Source organism: Pseudomonas fluorescens, assembly GCF_040448305.1.
GTDB classification, from domain to species: Bacteria; Pseudomonadota; Gammaproteobacteria; order Pseudomonadales; family Pseudomonadaceae; genus Aquipseudomonas; species Aquipseudomonas fluorescens_BH.
In genome coordinates this window covers 3,645,694-3,664,519 of record NZ_CP148752.1, presented here as the reverse complement: position 1 = coordinate 3,664,519, position 18,826 = coordinate 3,645,694, and the positions used below count along the sequence as shown (strand labels likewise).

The window sequence follows — 18,826 nt, the reverse complement described above, 5'->3', positions numbered from 1 at the left end:
GCGGCAAAATCTCTACATTGGCCAGCAGGGAAGCACGCAGCATGATGGGACAGTTATCGAGTGGGCAGGAACGGCTGTTTTACTCGTTCAACCTTGAAGAGCACATCCCCGCCAATCACCTTCTGCGCAGCATTGATCGGTGTCTCGATCTGAGCGACTTGCGCCATTCCTTCGCCGATTTTTACAGCCCGATTGGGCGTCCGTCGATTGATCCTGAGCTGATGATCCGCATGCTAATCGTGGGCTATTGCTACGGCATTCGCTCAGAGCGTCGGTCGTGCGAAGAGGCCCATTTGAGCCTGGCGTATCGCTGGTTCTGCCGGTTAAGCCTGGAAGATGAAGTCCCTAACCACTCGCCGTTTTCCAAAAAACGACACGGTCGTTTTCGGGGCAGCGAACTATTTCGCTGGCACTCCACGCGCGCATGGGGCTGCCCTTGCGATGCTAAGAAGTAAGATTGAGGAAAGGATTGTCAGTAGGGACAGGGCTCAGAAGAGTTTCAGCATTTTGCAACATGTAGCCATTGAGGGAAGCCCTCCGGCGGGGGCCCTGCACTGTGCAAGTCCATATGTTCTGCCCGTTTGGTCGTTTGAGATGTACGCCTAAGTGCTCAAAGTGACGTTGAGTGCGCCGCCATGCATCGGTCTTGTCGTCACCTGCAGATAGCTCAGGGTGCTCCGAAGCGTAGCGCTGGAAAATGCCGGGTGTGACCAGGTAGAACGTGCCGTCGACTGTGTGAATCTTTGCCTTACAGTCGTTGACGAGCAGGCGATGGCTTTGAATCCCCTCGCGTAGCCAGTCGACAAAGGCCAGCCCTGGTGCCTCGCGGGGTGACGCAGTTGAGGATTTCAGTCCTTGAGCGCTCGACTCATCCTCGTGCTCAACCGTCTCTTGCAACATATCCATCAAGTCATCGAGATAGTCGAAGTCATGGTTCGGAGGTAAGGGCTCTGGCGTTTCCTGGGCCGAAGTTGCTTGTGGCTGATCCAGGGCCGACTCGATAGCTTCACCGCTCGGCACGGTATTGTCAGCAACGAGCTCAACTGTCCCTTCAAAGCATCGGGGCCGGCTTTCATCGGCCCAGATCAGGCTCGGTTGGAGACGCAAGAATGTGAAGCGATGCTGCCATCTTTCATCTGACACGGTTGCGCTCCATACCGCTTTGCCTTCTGGCGTGGTGTCTACCAACCCGTGGGATTGCAGTTCATCGAACATGGCAATGTTGGAGGAGGGGATGCCACTTACGGCCTGGGCCAGGAGGTAAGCGCGAAGTTTGTCGGTTGCGGTCTTGCTGACTAGCCACAGATGATTTTCGGTGAGCCAGCCAGCAGCCCCGGGCTGGTTGAGTTTGAACTCGTTCTTGACCAGATGGCGTAAGCCAGTCAGCAGGTGATGCTGAAGCGACCGAGTGGGCGCCTGTAGTGCCTTGGTGGGATTGGCTCCGATGTTCTGCGCGGTAGATACCCGGTCAGCTTGCAGCACCAGTTCCCCCAGCGTCGCGGCGTATTCATAGTGGTTGGCCAGCAACGACAGCAGGTTGCCCCATAGAGTTGGGTAACCGCTGAGCCAGTCGAGCAGGCGCGGTGTCAGTATTTGGGTGTAGAGCAGCCCAGCGGCCGCAGCATGTAGCTGGTAGTCGCGCCCTGTCACGTAGCGGAAGCGGTAGGGCTTGTTCAGGGGGCCGTGCCACGGATGCCAGAGCTCACCATTTTGGTACTCCACCTGCAGGTCGACGGCAATCTTGCCGATGTCATGGAGCAGGGCGCCATAGGCGATGGCGGCGCTCCAGGCGTCGGTCTGCGCGGCCTGGTCTTCGGGCGCGGCGCCGCTGGGTAGCAGGTACGACTGGCGCAGTTTCAGGCTGCAGGCCATCAGCTCCAAACCGTGGTCCAGCATGCCTCCCGGATAGGCATGATGATGGCTTTCGCTGGCAGGTAGTTGCTGTACATACTTGGCGTAGCGGTGGATTGGATCGAGATAGAGCTGATCGAACTGAGGTTGGGAAAGGGCGGTGTATTGGCAGATGCGCTCGAGCAGCCGCTTCCGGTGATCGGCGGCAAGGAGCGATTCTGATGACTCAGGCAAGAAGTAACCTTCGGCGACAAGTGCTGGCGCGGGGCTGGCGGCGTTGCCTTTTTCATGTTTGAGCCACCAGCGCATCATCGCAATACCTGCTTTGTACCTGGGAGGTCCTTTTGCCTTTTCGGATAAGCCTCTTACCCTTGCAATCCCTTCCATTGGCGCCGTTATCCTTTACTGTCTTTGTCCTTTTCGCGAACGCGAAAATCCGAAGGCGGGAGCGTCGAGTTAGTCGGTCGATCGGGATAGCCGGTCCCTTTTACAGGGGGTAAACTGGCCGGCATCATTTTTCGGAGCAGGGGCGCTGATGACGCTTATCGATGCAGTGTTGATCGTGCTGCTGGTCGACCGGATTCATGGAACTGACGTTTCCATTCGCTCAGCTGCGAAGCGCTGCGCGAAAAAGCTGCCACGTGGTCAGCGCGATATTTTGTTCAAAATTGGGAATAGCCCTGCACCTCGGCAACTTGTGGGCCACCTGTGCCAATACTTGGCAGAGTGAAAAGTCAGGCAGATCTGTTAAAGCTGGACACCAGACGAGCTGCAGTGAGGATCAAAACCTCGGCTAAAGTGCGGGTCTCAGATACTATTCCCACACTTGTCTCATACTAGGAAGAGCCCATGTCTAAGCTTGCCGAATTCAAAGCGCTGGAAGCGCAGCTGGCCGCGCAACTTCAACAGCTGGATGCGATGAAAAACGATTCCGGGCTGAAGCAGGAAATCGAGTTTGAACAAAAGCTTAAGGCCTTGCTGGAAGAGTACGGCATGAACCTGCGGCAGGTGATCACCATTCTTGATCCGTCCAAAGGGGTGAGCGTAAGTACCGCAGGCGCCTCCAGCAGCGTCCAGCGCAAGCCTCGTGAGATCAAGCGCTACAAAAACCCGCACAGCGGTGAGGTCGTGGAAACCAAGGGCGGCAACCACAAAGTCCTCAAACAGTGGAAGCAGGAGCACGGCTCCGACACCGTCGAGAGCTGGTTGCAGTAATCAGTCGTCCAGTTATAGCGGCGGATGACCGGCGTTGCAGGCAAAACAAAGGCCCCAGATGGGGCCTTTTTGATGCTTGAGTGAAGTCACGCCGTTAACCGTTCAGTCGTTTCAGTGGCCTGATCGGACTGCAGCGCCAGTAGGTACTCGGAGGCTTCACGTGCCTGGCTGCTGGCGCGGAAGATCGCACGCTTATCCTCCTTGAGTATCTTCAGCCAGGACGCCAGGTACTCCTCGTGACGTAACTCACCCTGGGTACCGGTCAGCGCACAGAGAAACGCTGCGCCCATTTCCGCTACCAGTTCCTCGAAGGCGTACGCCGCGGAACCAAACGCGTGCCCGCCAGTGATGCCGTCGCGGTTGAGGCGCGAGTGGTGACCCGACCAGTGCGTCAGCTCATGAAGGGCCGTTGCGTAGTAGCTGCCGACGTCCTCGAACTGTGCCTTGGTAGGCAGTTGGATGAGATCCCGCACCGACTGATAGAACGAGTGATCGCCGTAGCGATGCTCAATCCGCGCCCCACTGGCGACCAGCAGTTGCTCGGCTGGGGCATGATCAATGAAGGCCGGCTGGTCGTCACACTCATCGTGTATTTGCTCTTCGGCAGGCAAGTCTTCGGTCTGCTCGATGTTGAACAGGCAATGCGTCCGCAGTAGCGCGAATTGCACCATTTTGATGTTGCCCTGTTCATCACGAACGACCTGACCGTCTTCGTCGTGCGCCTCCTTGCTCATCGGTTTGTATAGCACCGCGAGGGTTGATTGCTCACCCTTGCGAACATGGCCACCGGCTTTGCGCGCCTGGTTGAACGTGAGCCAGCGATCCTGGCGGAAACCACGCAGGCGCGCTTCGGCCCACAGCAGCGGAATGTTGATGCCGGCGTAGGGGCGTCGGCTGATGGCGTTGATCGGGAAAGGGCAGTCAGCACTCGAGCCTGTGGTTGTCCAGGGTTTGATCCAGGGAATGACTCCTTGATTCAGGGCGCTGACGATCTTGTTGGTGACGTCCAGGTAGATATCGGACATGGCGTTCTCCGGTCGTGAAGGGGGAACGCTGCCCGGCCGGGAAGGGTTCCCGGTGGGGTAGTGGACAGGGGGTATGCAGGCTGTGTCAGATGGCCGCGATATCTACAGCGATCTCACTTGGCAGCCGGATGAGCAGAAAAGCCGGGCCACTGCGAGGTGTGATGCGATCCAGCTGTAACAGCGTTGAGTGTTCGACTGCTGATGAGTCGTCGCTCTGTGGGTGATCGAACTGCAGCTCGATTGGACACTGCAAGGTGCGAGGGACTGAGGTCAGGGCGCTCTTGAGCAGGGCTGCCAAGCGCTGGGCTGACCGTCTGACGGGGTCGTTGCTTGGGGCAGGTTCAATGACGTGTCGCCATACACCTGGACTCAGGACAACGGCGGTTGAGAAGAGCTTCTTTCTGGACATCGGAACCTCCGGGTAGCTGATCCCGCGACACCTCAGCTGAGGTTCTTGCGCGGGCTTGTCACTCAGCGAGACATGGAGTGTTTGTGTATTAAAACGCGTTCGGACGTGGGGTCAATCTCCAATCCAGACACCAGAAATGCGCGGTACTCCACGGCGTTCCAAGGAAGACTATCTGGCTCAAGTTCCAGATAAACGGCGGTGTCCATCCGGGTATGAGTTGATGCGAGAGGCGCTCCAAAGAGGCCCGGCTACAGAGCCACTCTGGAAACGCTGAGACTCGCATTTGCGTTTAAGATTTTCTCGTCGAGTCAACCTCGGCGGCTAGGTACAGGTGCGTGGAGGTTGCCTCCACCACCAGCGACCCTGCTGTCCCACGAAGACTTGCCAGGACCGGGTCGTCGATATCGAAGTACTCGGCAAAATCATCGCCACCCAATTCAGCTAGTGCGCGATTCCACCAGGAATCGAAGTCGTCGACGTCAGGGTTGCAGCCGGTGGCGTAGGCCACGCTTTTGCGGCCTCCTCCATCCGGTTTGTTCTCGCCGATCTCGGACATAAGGTAGACACCGTGGTCCTTGACCAATATCACTCTGCAGCCATTGATAACGGCTTCGGCCAACACGGCGTGGAGTTCAGAGCCTGTAAAGCGCAGCATTATGAGATCCTCCAGAAGGTGCGGAGGAATGCCACCCGTGCGGGGGAATTCCCAGCACTGGAATGGATTGAGTAGGGATGCATCGAAGACGCAGGCTCAGGGAGCCTGGGGATTAGAAGGCGTTCATCACCGCGGAACGGTGACCGTGCGAGCTGCCGAACGCGAATCGCATTTGGGGATAACCATCACGAGCGTGACGTAGCTTCAAAGGTTATGGCTACCTGGGGTGCTGGAAAACCAGCGATTGCCCAGTTGGTGTATCAAGCGGATCGGCATAGCGTCAACGATGTTTTTTGTTTGAATGAGCGGCCCAGATCCATATAGCTCCACTCGCCATTATCAGCGCAGTCCAGGTGATCAACGGTCATGGAAATCAGCGGGAGAGGAGTAAGCTAAGGCTTGGATCCAAACTCTCGGTGGATCCTTGGCCGCGAGTGCAGAGAAGAAAAGGGAGGCATTAAATGAGTGTTCCAACGTCTTCTACTTCGAGCCGTACCCCTGTCGGCAAGTATTTAGTTCGTGCCGCGGTGCGTGCTGGTCGGCTGCTCCGCCAACTCGAAACGACAGTTTTGCAGTCCAGCATGTTGGCTTCCGTGCCGCTCAAATATCGCCAAATCGGCGTGCAGATTTTTAGGTTGATATTCGTGCTTGCGGTTGCATCAGTCGCGCTTACCCTGGCGATCGGGATGGTTGCTCTGTGGACCATTGCAGCTCTGCCCATTAGTGCTGATAAGCAACCTCGTATTCACGAAGTGAGCCACCCCCAACATCAACTCAAGTATCCCGAGCTGTACGACGACAATGGGGCGCTCAGATAACAGGCTATTTTAACCTTCGGGCTCCAGACATGAGCTGAGAGGATCCCTTCTCTGCTTGGACCTGAGCAGCTTCTGTTCCTCGAGTGAGGAGTGTTTGGACGCCACTGCCCACGTTGTACCCCGCCCAACTCATCGAACCGATAAAAATCATTGGTAGCACTACAAACATCGCACCCATCACGTACTCGATCACTTGCGCGGTTACCGTCCCGTCCATGAACCCTGCCGTCGGCAACGACAACAGCGTCTGGTCTGTGGCAGACACCTGGTTGTACAGCGTCTCCAGCATGCTTGAGTCGATCCAGCGTGCGAGCTCCCACCAGAACGTCAGCATGTGCAGGGTAAACAGCGCGAACGTGACAGTCATCAGCGCCTTGAGCTGATAGGTGCTGATCAGCAGTACCAGCGGCAAGCTGATGATCGTGCCCATGATCAGAAAGGCCTGGACCATCGGTAGTGCGGCGCGCAACGCATTCATCGCCGGGAAATTGCTGAACGAGCCCAGGGCCAGCCCAGTGTTCGTGGCCAGGTTGTTGAGTCCTTGCGTCAGTGATCCGCCACGGGCCCTGCTGCCGTAATCCTGGTACACCTGTCCTGGCGCCATGCTCAACGATTGCTGCCGTGGGCTCACCAATTCGCGAAGGGTGGCGTCTTCGATCTCGGTGCTCGTACGCCCGGTCAGCCAGCCGCGCAGACTCGACATCAGCGACGGATCGACTTCGGCAACCAGACGATCACGCAGCCCGACCGTAGTATCGCTCCACCATTGCTTGCAGGTAGGGTAACCGGCGCCGTTGTCGAGCCGGGGCAGGGAGGTATCCCGGTTCTCGTCGTACGGCCAATCGACCCTGGGTGTGCGCGAGCGGTCGATGTCGTAGTAGCCCGTCGTGTTGAGTAAGTACGTCGAGCCAATCCAGGACGCGTCGTAGCTCTGCGACTCGTCCAGTTCGGGGCGATTGGTGAACAACCGCGAGCGCGAGTAGCCGTAACAATCCCGGGTGAAGTCGGCGACTTCCTGCAGCAGGACCTGGTCGTTGATACGCGAGCTGTCGATTTCCATGCGCATCGCGCGGATGTCAGGCGCGCATGGAATCGACGCGGTAGCGGCCGCCGTGATGCCTTTGCTCATGGCATGCACGAGGAACCACCACACCGGCACATTCGCTGATTTCTCGCCGATGGTGTTGAAGGTTGTGCCCCAGGCCGTTTCGGCGGGCTTGATCATGGAAATACCACAGCGTTGGCTCGCCGTATCGTCGAAGGTCACGGAGGACAGGTTCAGCGGAAAAAACGGCATGCAGCCAAACAGGATGACCACGTAACTCATCCACAACCGGTTCTCGATGCGAGGGATCGACAGCAAGCCCTTGTTGCCCTCGTCAGCGCCTTGTTGGCGAGCGGACAGCCATTCCTGCAGGATGATCGCACCAAAGGGCGCGGCGAACAGCCCAGTGTCTGCCAGTGTGTTCCAGATGCCGTTGTTGATGATCCAGGCCAACAGCGACAGGTAGTACTCGAGGTAGCTGTTGGTGCTCATGCTCATGATTGCACCTCACACGCGAAACAGTTCGACCAGGATGATTGAGCTGAAGCCGATCAGTCCCAGGCGTTTGAGCCGTTGCTGGTCTGCAGGCGCCGGCCGCAAGCGCAACGCCGCGGTCCAGCCTGCGAGGATCAGGGCATACAGCAGGGCACGCCAGGAGGCGAGGTAGGGCGTAGCGGTGCGCGCCTGCCCGAACCAATCAAGCTGGGCACCTGTCAGCTGCAGCGCCATCCAGGCAATCAGGAGCATCAAGGCCATGGCGCTGAGGATTAGCAGCACATGTGCAAGAGTGGACTTCACAGTAAACAACTTCATGGTGTGCTCCTCCCCTGGTCCGCGCGGTGCAGCCGGTCCGACTCAGGATCGCGCTGATCGATGCTCCGGGAAGCGTCGGCGCCGCCGGCGTGGCGATCGAGGACCAGGCTGGCGGTGTTGGTGGCCAGCGACTGGCGTACCTGCAGCTCCGTTTGCAGCAGGCGTATCTCGCGCTCCAGCATTTCGACGTTACCGTTGAGGGCGTGGGTGGCGGGCTGCGCCGACGCGACATTAGGTTCATGACTGCCGGCAAGGAGTGTGCGCTGCAGCAGCATCGACTTGTAGATAATGCTCGACAGCGCGGTCTCGCTGGCCAGGCGCCGGGCTAGCAGGTTCTGGTCGGGATCGTCGCGCAGGCCCTCGATGACGCCTCGTGAGACCTGCAGCAAAGGACTGGAGACTTTGCCAAGGTTCTCCGGCGTGGGTTGCTCGGTGCCCGACAACATTCGTTGCAGACCCTCAAGGTGTTCTGTGTAGGTTTCCTGGATCAGCGGCGAGAGGCCTGTCCCGGCGGTAACGCGCAGCGTCTCGCAGTCGTCGCAGGTCGCCACCTCGGTTTCACCAAGCACGCGGGTGGCCCATGCGGAGGCCTCTTCGGGGCTCGACCAGGCCTGGCAAATCGCACCATTCTGGCAACCGGAACCGACGGCCGATGCGTCCTCGACCGTTCGGTTGTGCAGTAGGTTGTAGCCTGCCTTAACGACGTCCGAGGTCACCCGTATGGGTTCCTGACCGTTACCCCCCGCTTTCTGCCCACCGACCCAGCTGACACCGTTGTTGCCGTTGTTCGATTCGGTGTCCTTCACCGCCACCACAGCATCACCGTCGGACTGCTCGAGGTTTTTCTGCATCTCCTGGTTCTGCGCCAGTGCGCCCCAACCGGCCTGGTCCACCTTGTCGGCCATTTTGGCCGCCATCGCCTGGCAGGTGAGCTTTGAGCGGTCAAAGTCGATGCGCCCCTGCAGTACGCCGTTGCTCAGCAGCTCATACAGACCGGGATTGGCGCGCTGAATGATCATCGCCGGCAGAGACATCACGGCCTGTGTGGCATTCTCGATCACATTGCCCATGATCTGCTGGAAGCCTTGGGTGGCGCCATTGAGCTGATTCTGCAGAGTGTTGGAGAGGTTCATGTTTCCGCACATCATGTTCGCGCGCCAGGACATGCCCACGCCAAGGCCATTGGGGCGGTAGAGCGAGGAGGGGGACCCCGTCGCCGATCCGCCGCCAATGGTGTACATCACGCGGTCATCCAGGACCTGGGCCTGGTCACCAAGGTGGTAGCCGTTTTCTGCGGCATAGCCGACGGCACTTACGAGGGCGCACACCAACCCGAGCGAGAGGTTATTCATCATTGGCCTCCATCAAAGTCGATGCTGAACAGGAAGGTCTGGCCCATCCGCTGGCAGCAGTGGTAAGGGCGCCAAAGCGACCAGGCATAGGCGCCGTCGGCGCTCTGGATCGTCGGGCTGGGGAAGATGGCGCAGGTGGTCTGGATCACCGGGGCGAGCAATTGCCAGCGGTGGTTGTTGATGTTGTTCTCCATCATCGGCTGCGGCGGCCAATAGCCGGGAGATGGCATCGTCTGCAGCGGCAGGTAGACATGCGGTTGGCCGACGCGCGTGATGAAGTCGCTGGCACGCTGGGCCATGACGGCGGATGCTTTGAAGTCGTCAGGCTGCACCAGAAATCCGTGCCGCGGATAGACACTGCCCCACATGTTCCTAAGTGCCTGGCTGCCAATCTCGCGCATGCCCGGAATGAGCGCTTGTGGGTAGATGGATTCGGGAACGGCCTGACGCCAGGCCAGCGGGTCGAGCGTGCTGAGGTAGTATGGCGCAAGGGGAGTCGCCCCACTTGGGCACGCATAGCCGAAGCCATGCGCAAAGGCTGTCAACGCCGAACCGCCGGGATGCCCGATGCCGTCGACATTCTTGAACCGGGGCAGATTATCGCGCTGCTTCGAAGGCGTGATCAGGTTGCCACCCCCTTGTGACGCCGGTGTGGGCATCGACAGTGCGGACACCTCGTCCCAGGGATTGCCGCCTGTGTCGGAATAGCTCGATACCACCAACTCGGGAATAAAGTGGCGGACCTTGGGCGAGGTCTTCACCGTGCAGCCAAACGGTGTACAGAGCAGCCAGAAGCAGATCCCGACGACTCGGTACTCCAGGCACTGCAGCGAAGTGACGGAGGCGATGATGGTGGGGGTAGTCAGTGCCGCGCACTGCTCGGCCGCGACGAGCAGTGCAGCCGCGGTGAAGGCTCGGCCACGGCCAATCTTCCTGGACTTTGGCGATCTGCAGCGGGTGGTGGCGGTCACGATCATGGGCAGCGCTCGACATGTGGCAGCGGTGTGCATCCGTGCGCCAAGCTTCAGCATCCAGGATCCGACCGAATAGGACGGCGGACAAACCGAGGCCGGAGTGATCGGTTTTGTCAGTCACCGGGTTGAGGGCCGCGAATTGTGCAAAATCACCGAAGGAGTACAAATGTGCTTATGCCGATTTTTGTTGATTGAAAGTCTTTTGAAAGTCGCCGGCGCTCGGGTGTTCACGACATGCCGCGCAACCGATCGATCTCCGCCGCGACCTGGAGGGCGGCGTCCAGCTCGGACTGTTGGTGCTGTTCCATCAGTCGCCAGCGCTGAGCTTTTTCCTCGGGCTCGGTCATGGCCAGGGCGAGGTACAGGCTCGGCGGCACCGCGCGAAACAACGTCTCCAGGTTCTTCGACAGGACCACGCCCTCGGTGTATTTGCCCGAGGCCTTGCTCGCGGAAAGCAGTAGGGCCTTCTGAGCGGATGTGAGCTTTTTAAAGCGGGCAATCTCTTCAATTTCTGCCGGTGGCATGTTCAGACAGATCCACCACTCGATCATGTTGAGCATGGTCTGGGCTGCATCGGGGAAGTCGGCCAGGTTCTGCGTCGCCATCCAGAACCACGCGCCGAGTTTGCGCCACATCTTGGTGCCCTTGACCACAAACGGCGCCAGCAGCGGGTTCTTGGTGATGATGTGGCCTTCGTCGGTGACCATGATGATCGGGCGACCGAGGTACTGATCGCGTTCGGCGAGGTTGTTCACCGTGTTCATCAGGCTGATGTAACTGATCGACATCTGCGCCTCGTAGCCCTCACGGGCATAGGTGGCGAGGTCGACGATCGTCACATCGCTTTCTGGCCAGGGTGTGCCTGGCCGGTCGAAGAGGGCACCCTCGAAGCCTTGGCAGAACAGGTCGATGGACTCGGCCATCTCCTGCGCCCGCTCGCGACGCTTATCGGGCAGATGGGCGTCGCTGGCGACGTGGCGCAGTGCATCGCGAACGTGGCGTGTCATGACCTGCTGCTCGGTGGCCGCGCAGTGTCTGGCGGCATCCAAGATGCACTCGCGGATCAGGCTGCGGTCTGCCCGGGTCAGCCGCGCCTCTTCCTTGGCTTCGCCGCCGGTGATCATCAGGCGGGCAGTGATTTCCAGCTCGCCCAGCACGTCGCGTTGCTCATCACTGTCCGTCTCGGTTTCATCCAGGTCCTCGGTCAACAGGCTGGCCACCTGATCGGGGTGTTCGATCAGACGGCGAGCATCGGCGAAAGGCGCCAAGCTCAAGCCACTGCCGGGTTTGAGCTGAACCTTGTTGACGGATAGCCCAAGGGTAGCGAAGTAGTCGCCCTGCAGGCCAAAGGAGTTGCCTGCTTCGACAATGAACAGCCGCGGTCGATACACGGCCATGACCTGCATCAATATCGAAACCAAGGTGGCCGACTTGCCGGCGCCGGTCGGACCGAACAACAGCAGGTGGCCATTCATGGAGCGGTCGAAACGCGACAGCGGGTCGAACGACAAGGGCGCACCACCACGGTTGAAAAAAGTGATGCCCGGATTGCCGGTGCCGATGCTGCGCCCCCAGAGGGGCAGCAGGTTGGCGACATGCTGAGCAAACAGTAGTCGGGTGTACCAGTTGCGCGTGTCTCGAGCCGGGTTGTAGGCCATCGGCAACCAGCGCAGGTAGCTGTTGCACGCCGCGACTTCGTCGCCCTCGCGCACCGGCTGCAGGCCGGCGCCGAGCAGCACGTTGGCGGCCTGGGTCGAGCACTGGCGCAGTTGCTGTTCATCGGCACCGCGCAGGTACAGCGCCAAGGTGCCGCGGTACAGCTTGTGTTGTCGGCCGATCAGCGCGCGGGCCTCTTCCACGTCCTGGCGGGTTTGGGTCGAGGCGAGGTTCTCGCCGATGGCTTTGCGCGCCAATCGGTTGAGCTGCTCCTCGAGCACATCCTGAGGCGTGATTACCAAGGTCAAACACATGACGGCCTGCTCGGGTAACTGATCGAACAAGGCGTTCAATGCCTCGCCCTTACGCGTTTCGCCGGTCAGCTGACCGATATGGGGCGGTCTGCGCAGCTTATCGACCACCATCACGGCATGCGGTTGCTGATCGAAGTACCACAGGCCCTGGTCGCTATCCGAGCGTGGCTCCTGAAAGAACAGTCGCTCGGCAAAATTGTGGTCGAACGGCAGCGGCAGTCCATCGCCGTCGTCCTCTTCGGGGTAGGGCACTTGACGATAAAACGCTGCGGGTGATTCGCCGGTGAGGGCAGGGGCCGGGTTGAACCAGGGCAACAACCAGGTGTAGAAGTCACGCCCGGTTAGACGCCGCGGGCTGACCCCGCAGGCCTGCAACGAGGCCACCAGACGGTCACACGTCCGGCTCAACAGCTGAGCCGGGCTCTGCGTATCGTCGTCACCTTGATCCTCCAGCCAGCGATAGACCACTAGCCGAATCCGCCGATTGCTGCCGCGCCAGGGCAGGTGAGACACGACATGGTCGTCGAACAGTCCGCCCGGTTTGGCGATGGCGTCGAGGTGACAGTGCATCGACGCGAGGAAGGCCTCGGTGAATGGTGTGCCTCGTGCCCGTGGCGCGATGTAGCGCTCCAGGCGTTCGAGGTACGGGGAAAAGTCACTGTCGTCCTGGCAGAAGAACTGCACCACCCAGGGCGCTTGGTCAAGCTCGTCGAAGCTGTCCTGCAGCGCATCTTCCAGGGCGTCGCGTGCCGCCATCAGCCACTCGGGCTCACGGCCCTCGGTGCCGATCGGCTGCAGCTCGAACACGGCGCCCACTGAGCGGTTGTCGTCGAGCAGAAAACACAGCTCATCCTCGAGGTACTCGACCCAGGGCAAGTGGTCGGCGAAGCTAGGATTGTGTGCGTACTGGGCTGCTTCATCGGCAAGGGTTGCCCGCCGACGCTTGGTCGAACGCCAGGGCTTCCAGCGCGGTGGGTCGCGACTCGTGTCATCGGCCATCACAGATCTTCCAGGCGCTCGCCGGGCAGCGCGTACTGGACTTTCTCGTACAGCGGGAACACCGTCGAGTAGCCTGGCACCGGCGTCTGTTGGGTGCCGGCGAGGTGCGGGTAGACGTACATCACCAGGTCGGGGTTGGGTAGGCGTGGGAACTGGTTGCGGATCTCGTTGGCGGCCGTGCGGGTATAGGTACTCTGGTCGCTAATCAGCCGCTCCGGATCGAGCACCGACCTGCGCAGTTCGCCGCGAGCCTCCTGCAGCTGTTGCTGCGCTCCGACCGAGCCACTGCCGTTCCAGATGTCGAGCATGGTTTGATCGCCATGAGGCAGCATTTCATCTTTGCTGGTGGAGCAACCGGCCAGGTGCAGACTGAGCAGCAGGCTAATCCAGATCCAGTACCGAAACGGATGGGCTTTCATGATTCACTCTCCGGCCTTTGGGTTCGTAGTCGATGCTGATTTCATGGTCCAGGTGCAAGGCCACTTTGGCCCCGGGTGGGACGTAGATGGCCGCGAAGGCTTCACCGTAGAGCTTGTTGATCCATTCACGAATGTCGCCAATGCCACCGCTGATGACCGAGTTCAACGCGCTGTTGCCGCTGTTCTGGGTCAGGCCCAAGTTGCCGCTGGCCGAGTTGATGAAGGAAGTATTGGTCTGCTCACTGCCCAATGCGGCGGCGAAGCCGGCACCGGCCGCAGTGATCAAGCTCTGGCTCCCCAGGTACTGCTGAGCATTGGAGCGGCGTTCGCCGGAGATGCACGGGATGCCGTAGGGGTCGGAGATGTAGCCCAAGCCGCCGCGGATTTTCTCGGTGTCTGATGTCTGGGCGCTGGTGCGATTACGGCTGACGATTTTCTGCGGCTGCGGGACCGTGCGGACGGTGCCGTCGCTGAAGACAAAGGTGATTGATTCAACCTGGCCGCGTACACAGGACAATGTCCAGTCGCCTGCGGCGGTGCCGCTCATCACTGCGCCGACTACGTCCGGCAGGTCGATGCCATTGGCGGTGAGGTTGTCCGGACCCACCAGCACCTTGAACGGATAGGGGTCGTTCACCGTGCCATCCACCGGCACGCGGCCAATCAGGGCGGTCATGGCGATGGAACCCATTAAGGTCGAGTTTTCGGGGATGGTGTAGACGGGCCTGGCACCTTCGGTGCGGTCTTGGGCGCTTCCCAGGTCGCGCTCGCCCTTGGCAGCGGCACGCAAGTGGTCCTGGCCACGGTCGATCGCGTTATTGTCCAGACCGTGCAAGTCCTTGAATTTCGAGGTGAGTGTCGACAGCGGACCACCGGCTTTCGTGGTGTCCTCTTGGCTGGCGCGCGCATTCGACGGTTCGATCCACTGCACCACGTCAGCCGATGCTTGCGCGCCTGAAAATTGCTGCTCGTCACCTGGCTCGAGACCAAAGCCCACGGGCACGTCGGACTTCGTTGTAGGTTTGTCGGTGAGTTGGTCCTTGAGCCTGGACAGCAGCCCTTGGGTTTCGCGATGCTGCTGCTCGGCCTTCTGCCGGGCATCATTGGCCTGCTGGCGCTGTTCGGTGACCTGCTGAGTGACACTGCTCAACGTGCTCTGGATGCGGGTGTCGATATTGCCTTCGCGCGTGCGTAGCCGGCTGTTCTCGGTCTGCAGCCCATCGTTGCCTTTCTTCAACGACAGCATCTCGCTGCGCATCGCCTTGACCTGTCCAATCAGCGTGGCCACGGTGTCGCGCGGAGTGTCGCCGGCGATGCCCAGAGCCTTTGCCTGTTCCGGACTGAGTGTTGCCTTGTCGGGATCGTGAGCTGGCTGGCTACCAGGTGCGACCACCCAGGATTTGCCGATGATTAGGACAATGCCCAGCAGGACGCCGGGTACAAGCCACTTCAGCAGGCTGTTAGCTTTCATGATCGGCAGCCTCCGGCGTCGGCGGGGGCAGCAGCAACGCGTGCTTCAGGTCGCCACCGCGGGTGACGAGGTAGACCACGGTGGTGTCTTCGGGCGTGCCGGCGTTGCCGAGGTACGCATGCTGGAACGTAGCGGCGTACAACGTGGCTTGCAGATGACGCGGGTCGAGCGTGACTTTGCCGGGTCCGCGATTCACGATCTTCACCGCCGTCACCCAGTAGTCGCCCAGGCGCCAGGCCGCCAACCCCTTAATCGAAACCCGTTCGGTAGGCAGCAATGTGCTGAAGGCGATGGAGTCGCTCAGCGGCACCCGACGTACACCGGGCAGTGGCGCCACCGTGCGCAGAGGCGCATACAGGTTCTGCGCCGCATAGCGGGTGAGCACCACCGGTACCGGGGTCGCTGCAGGTGCTGAGCCCCGTGCGATTTCCTCATCCGGCGCCTGGGTCTGGGTGATGATCTTGACTGGCTCCAGCGACTCACTACCGTTGAGTGCTTCGATGTCGATCAGAATGATGTCTCCCGATTTCACCGACTGCAGTTGCAGTCGGGTAGGGGGAAGGGCTTCCGTCGCGCGGAGGTAGACCGTCCCACCGACGGACTGTACGCGCAGCTTGCTGGCGATCGCACTGGGCAGCCCGACACGGATGTCTTCGTCCAGTATCAAGATGCGTTCTTGACCCACCGTAAGCGGGATGGCCAACGGCAGGCGGTCCCAGTATTTGACCTCGACGGCACCCGCGGCTGAGCACCAGCCAGCGGCAGTCACGAGTATCAGGAACAAGGCACGCATCATGATGCACCTCCAGGCAGCGTCAGCTTCTGCGGTGTACCCTCGTAGCAGTCCAGGGCCAGGCCCCACTTGTTGTGTTCGGGGTCGACGTCGAAGCGCACCACCCGCAGCGGGTAGCGCACCACCACGCGTTTCACCGGCTCGGCGGCGTAGTATTCGTCGGCATTGAGGTCGAGCTTGACCAGCCAGCTGTGCTTATCCAGCTGCTTCACTCGCAGGTTGGGATCGTCGCTGTAGCCGCGGCCCAGCACCTCGTACACACCGCGCACTCGGCCGCGCAGTTCGCCTGCTGCCTTGCGGTACTCGAAGTCGCCGTCGAAGAAGGTTTTGCATGCCGGGGTGAGGTAGGGTTGCAGGGCGAAGATGGCGCGGTGGTAGTCGATCTCGCCATCGGTGGGCCAGCGGTTGAGCTGGCCGAAGATGTACAAGGCGAAGGCATAAATGTTTTCGGGCGGTACGTCCCACCATTTGCGCGTACTGCCGGAGCGCAGGTCGGGCGGCACGTGTATGGTCAGCTCAGAGGGTGCAGTCTGCCAGCCGTACCAGAACCCCGAGCACAATAACGCCAGGATCGCCACGGCCAGACGCAGGCTGAGGATATGCGCCTGCTGCGCGTCCACCTTATTGCGGAAGCGGCTCATGTGGCGGCCCTCACGTGCCGGCGCGTACGCCGGACGGTCCAGGGGCCGGAATGCAGGATCGTTTGGCTGGTACCGATGCCCCAGTGCACCGCCAGTTGCCACTGCAAGCGCCGGTATAGCCAGGTTTCGGGGCGGGCACGCTTGGCCCGGCGCAGCAGTTGGCCGCCGCCGAGTAACACCAACGTCATGCACAGGAACATGCAGGTGGGGAGGGTGGCGATGGAGGCGGTGGCTACCGCCAGCGGCGCACCGAGGATCACGCCCAGCGTGGCGCCGACGATCAGCGCGACCCACATCTCGTCGTTGGTGAGGCCACGGAGGACGGCCGGATCACGGTTGAGGCGCTCCGGCAGGAAGGTCAACGTGCCGTCAGGCAGGGTGGTAGGGGTGTCGGACATAGTGACCTCACAGAATCGTGGCGGCTTTGGTCAGAAACCACAGGATCACCACCACCAGCAGTGCGCCGACACCGACCACGGCGCCGAGGTCTTTCCAGGTTTTGCGCTGGTTCTGCACGTCGGCGTAGACGGTGAGCGAATGCCAAGCCACGCCCAGGAACGCGAGGGTGGCGATCAGCAGCCCGAGTAGGATGCCGCCGTCGTAGGCGTAGTTCTTGATGGTATCGATCAGCCCCGAACCTTCGCCGCGGGAGGGCGCTTCCATGGTCGGCAGGTCAGCCCAGACTAGGGTCGAGCCCAGCAGCACCAGAGCGCCGAGCAGGGCTTTCGAACACGTATCCCGCAGCATGGCGAGCTGGCGGTGGCAACGGCGGGAGAAGTTCATGGCAAGGTCTCCTGATTTACGACAGCATGAAAAACATCAGCACGATCAAGACGAGGGCGAGGCGCAAAGTGCTGCCGCCAAGCGCGCCGAAATTAGTGTTGCCGGCCGCCCAGCCGCGGTAGCCGCTCCACAGCGCCCAGGCGCACCAGAGCAACGCCAGCACCAGAACCGAGGAGCGCCACAGCACCGAACTGAGCTGGGGGGTAAACCCGGCCACTGCGGAGAACGCGGTGAGTTGGGCGTCAGTCATGCTCATCGGGCGAACTCGGGTGAGGCGCTTCAGCGCGATAGTCACTGGTCAGCTCGGCTAGATCGGTAGGCTGCGCTCGGGAGGGCGACAGGTACTTGCTGATGCCGCGGCGCATATGCTCGAGGTCGGCTACGAACCTCGGGTAGTCGAAGTGATACCGAGACGTTTCGACATCGACCTGGCTACTGCGCGCGTGATCGGCCAACTGCTCGATGACAGTGATCTGCCGCTGCATAAGGCCTAGGTCCGAACGCTCGCGAGCATCCTGTGCAGCGGCAGATAGCGTCACAAAGCAAGCAAGCAGCAGCGGATAGCGTGAAGAGATCATGGCGAAATCCAGCCGAGAATCTGGCATTCACCTTGATGTATTAGGCAGGTGTTGACATGACCTTAAAGGATTGTCGGGCCATCGATTTACAGGGGGCTTGATAGATAGGTTTCGAGGCAAACCGGTGCGCGGGAGATAATAAACAGGCCAGCTAATTGACCGGTATGCGAATTTTTCTGTGTGTAACTGTGCGCTGGACACTGCAAACCTCAAATGCACTATTTCGTCAGCTTTTAGAGGTAAAAGGTGAGTGATCAGAGGTATTTTTTGAAAGTCGCAGCAGTAATGGCGACCATGCAGCCGAGCAGCGTAGCGCATGGGAGCAGCACCCAGTTGGGATTAAGCGACCAAGGTAGAGAAAGATAGATTACCCAGGGGCTCACCGTCAGCGGCAGTAATGTCCGCTTCGCTCGGTGGTAAACAAAGCTGCTCTCCCGGTCGGCTCCGAACTTACGAAGGTCGCGTCGCATCAAGCCATCGACGGCACCGGTGATCACGGCGAGCAGGAACAGGGGCATGGCCAGGATGAGGACGGCCAGGCGAACCACGAAAGTGAAGACCGTGAACAAGGCTGCCAGCAAGTAGTCCTGCAGCACGACGTATGCTTGGGCAAACTGCCCCTGTAGTGACGCCTCTCGACTGAGCAGCTTCAGTTGAGCATCGGATTGCGCCCACCCGGAGCGGACCACGACCCAGTCGTTGAGGTGCTGAAGAACCTTAGCGGTCGCTTGCGCCGGTTCTTGCACGAGCAGTGAACTCTTGAAATGACTGCTGAGCCAGCCCAGTTCACTCAGCCACATGGTATGGCTGTGATGCCAGCCCTGTTCCGGCCAGAACCACAGCAGGCCCACAAACTCCAGCACGATGGAGAAAACCAGCGAAGCGAACAGCAGGCCGAACAGCCGTAAGCACAGTTCGACCGTGCCGAAGATGAGCCCCGGACGTCGTGGCGCAGGAGTCGCGCTAGCAGTGGTGGTGGGCATATGGGCTCCACAATACTCGGTTGCTGCCTGGG

General features: G+C 60.4%; 20 protein-coding genes and 1 pseudogene. 4 read left to right on the top strand and 17 right to left on the bottom strand.

The genetic code is table 11. The features are described from left to right. Positions 1–41 precede the first annotated feature (41 nt). A pseudogene (locus WHX55_RS16620) lies at positions 42–407 on the top strand (transposase); the annotation flags it as partial. 37 nt (positions 408–444) lie between these two features. Here WHX55_RS16620 and mobH read toward each other — a convergent pair. Beyond that, a complete protein-coding gene (mobH, locus tag WHX55_RS16615; RefSeq protein ID WP_218497792.1) occupies positions 445–2,163 on the bottom strand; it encodes a MobH family relaxase in 1,719 nt (572 codons plus the stop codon). Between the two features lie 223 nt (positions 2,164–2,386). Here mobH and WHX55_RS16610 point away from each other — a divergent pair, with 223 nt between their 5' ends. Together WHX55_RS16610 and WHX55_RS16605 are read left to right on the top strand one after the other, a co-directional pair. Next, on the top strand, positions 2,387–2,581 hold the full coding sequence (locus WHX55_RS16610) for a hypothetical protein (protein WP_218497793.1): 195 nt from the start codon (positions 2,387–2,389) through the stop codon (positions 2,579–2,581). A gap of 119 nt (positions 2,582–2,700) precedes the next feature. Continuing rightward, entirely contained in the window at positions 2,701–3,066 is a 366-nt protein-coding gene (locus WHX55_RS16605) for a histone-like nucleoid-structuring protein, MvaT/MvaU family (RefSeq protein WP_218497794.1), read from the top strand. A gap of 86 nt (positions 3,067–3,152) precedes the next feature. On the opposite strand, the gene WHX55_RS16600 is transcribed toward WHX55_RS16605, so the two are convergent. Both WHX55_RS16600 and WHX55_RS16595 read right to left on the bottom strand, forming a co-directional pair. Further along, positions 3,153–4,091, bottom strand: coding sequence for a zincin-like metallopeptidase domain-containing protein (locus WHX55_RS16600; RefSeq protein ID WP_218497795.1), 939 nt, complete (start codon positions 4,089–4,091; stop codon positions 3,153–3,155). A gap of 698 nt (positions 4,092–4,789) precedes the next feature. Next, positions 4,790–5,155, bottom strand: coding sequence for a DUF3085 domain-containing protein (locus WHX55_RS16595; protein ID WP_218497796.1), 366 nt, complete (start codon positions 5,153–5,155; stop codon positions 4,790–4,792). A gap of 461 nt (positions 5,156–5,616) precedes the next feature. Between WHX55_RS16595 and WHX55_RS16590 the strand changes: the two genes are divergently transcribed. Next, positions 5,617–5,973, top strand: a complete 357-nt coding sequence (locus tag WHX55_RS16590) for a hypothetical protein (protein ID WP_218497797.1) — start codon at positions 5,617–5,619, stop codon at positions 5,971–5,973. A gap of 4 nt (positions 5,974–5,977) precedes the next feature. Here WHX55_RS16590 and WHX55_RS16585 read toward each other — a convergent pair whose 3' ends face one another. The 14 genes from WHX55_RS16585 to WHX55_RS16520 all read right to left on the bottom strand — a co-directional run bounded on the left by WHX55_RS16585 (position 5,978) and on the right by WHX55_RS16520 (position 18,794). Beyond that, the gene (locus tag WHX55_RS16585) at positions 5,978–7,516 is read right to left on the bottom strand and encodes a conjugal transfer protein TraG N-terminal domain-containing protein (protein ID WP_218497798.1); all 1,539 of its coding nucleotides are present in this window, start codon (positions 7,514–7,516) and stop codon (positions 5,978–5,980) included. A 9-nt stretch (positions 7,517–7,525) separates the two neighbouring features. After that, complete coding sequence (locus WHX55_RS16580) at positions 7,526–7,831, bottom strand: hypothetical protein (RefSeq protein WP_218497799.1); 306 nt, start codon at positions 7,829–7,831, stop codon at positions 7,526–7,528. Then, positions 7,828–9,183, bottom strand: a complete 1,356-nt coding sequence (locus tag WHX55_RS16575; protein ID WP_353743056.1) for an integrating conjugative element protein — start codon at positions 9,181–9,183, stop codon at positions 7,828–7,830. Before WHX55_RS16575 ends, WHX55_RS16580 begins: the two co-directional genes overlap by 4 nt. After that, positions 9,183–10,160: a TIGR03756 family integrating conjugative element protein gene (locus tag WHX55_RS16570; protein WP_218497801.1), complete on the bottom strand. Its 978-nt coding sequence runs from the start codon at positions 10,158–10,160 to the stop codon at positions 9,183–9,185. The genes WHX55_RS16575 and WHX55_RS16570 overlap by 1 nt, the downstream gene beginning before the upstream one ends. A 224-nt stretch (positions 10,161–10,384) precedes the next feature. Then, positions 10,385–13,126, bottom strand: a complete 2,742-nt coding sequence (locus WHX55_RS16565; protein ID WP_218497802.1) for a conjugative transfer ATPase — start codon at positions 13,124–13,126, stop codon at positions 10,385–10,387. Next, positions 13,126–13,545 (bottom strand): TIGR03751 family conjugal transfer lipoprotein, encoded by a 420-nt coding sequence (locus tag WHX55_RS16560; RefSeq protein WP_218497803.1) that lies wholly within the window; start codon positions 13,543–13,545, stop codon positions 13,126–13,128. The genes WHX55_RS16565 and WHX55_RS16560 overlap by 1 nt, the downstream gene beginning before the upstream one ends. Next, positions 13,508–15,016 carry a TIGR03752 family integrating conjugative element protein gene (locus tag WHX55_RS16555; protein ID WP_218497804.1) on the bottom strand — a complete coding sequence of 503 codons (1,509 nt, stop codon included), beginning with the start codon at positions 15,014–15,016 and terminating at the stop codon, positions 13,508–13,510. Before WHX55_RS16555 ends, WHX55_RS16560 begins: the two co-directional genes overlap by 38 nt. Then, the gene (locus WHX55_RS16550; protein ID WP_218497805.1) at positions 15,006–15,812 is read right to left on the bottom strand and encodes a TIGR03749 family integrating conjugative element protein; all 807 of its coding nucleotides are present in this window, start codon (positions 15,810–15,812) and stop codon (positions 15,006–15,008) included. The genes WHX55_RS16555 and WHX55_RS16550 overlap by 11 nt, the downstream gene beginning before the upstream one ends. Then, positions 15,809–16,450 carry a PFL_4703 family integrating conjugative element protein gene (locus WHX55_RS16545; protein WP_218497806.1) on the bottom strand — a complete coding sequence of 214 codons (642 nt, stop codon included), beginning with the start codon at positions 16,448–16,450 and terminating at the stop codon, positions 15,809–15,811. Before WHX55_RS16545 ends, WHX55_RS16550 begins: the two co-directional genes overlap by 4 nt. Next, positions 16,447–16,848, bottom strand: coding sequence for a TIGR03750 family conjugal transfer protein (locus tag WHX55_RS16540; RefSeq protein ID WP_218497807.1), 402 nt, complete (start codon positions 16,846–16,848; stop codon positions 16,447–16,449). Before WHX55_RS16540 ends, WHX55_RS16545 begins: the two co-directional genes overlap by 4 nt. A 7-nt stretch (positions 16,849–16,855) precedes the next feature. Further along, a complete protein-coding gene (locus tag WHX55_RS16535) occupies positions 16,856–17,233 on the bottom strand; it encodes a TIGR03745 family integrating conjugative element membrane protein (RefSeq protein WP_154910194.1) in 378 nt (125 codons plus the stop codon). A gap of 16 nt (positions 17,234–17,249) precedes the next feature. Continuing rightward, complete coding sequence (locus WHX55_RS16530) at positions 17,250–17,489, bottom strand: TIGR03758 family integrating conjugative element protein (RefSeq protein ID WP_069557615.1); 240 nt, start codon at positions 17,487–17,489, stop codon at positions 17,250–17,252. Further along, positions 17,476–17,811: an RAQPRD family integrative conjugative element protein gene (locus WHX55_RS16525; RefSeq protein ID WP_218497808.1), complete on the bottom strand. Its 336-nt coding sequence runs from the start codon at positions 17,809–17,811 to the stop codon at positions 17,476–17,478. Before WHX55_RS16525 ends, WHX55_RS16530 begins: the two co-directional genes overlap by 14 nt. Before the next feature lie 254 nt (positions 17,812–18,065). Further along, positions 18,066–18,794 (bottom strand): TIGR03747 family integrating conjugative element membrane protein, encoded by a 729-nt coding sequence (locus WHX55_RS16520; RefSeq protein WP_218497809.1) that lies wholly within the window; start codon positions 18,792–18,794, stop codon positions 18,066–18,068. Between the last annotated feature and the right edge of the window lie 32 nt (positions 18,795–18,826).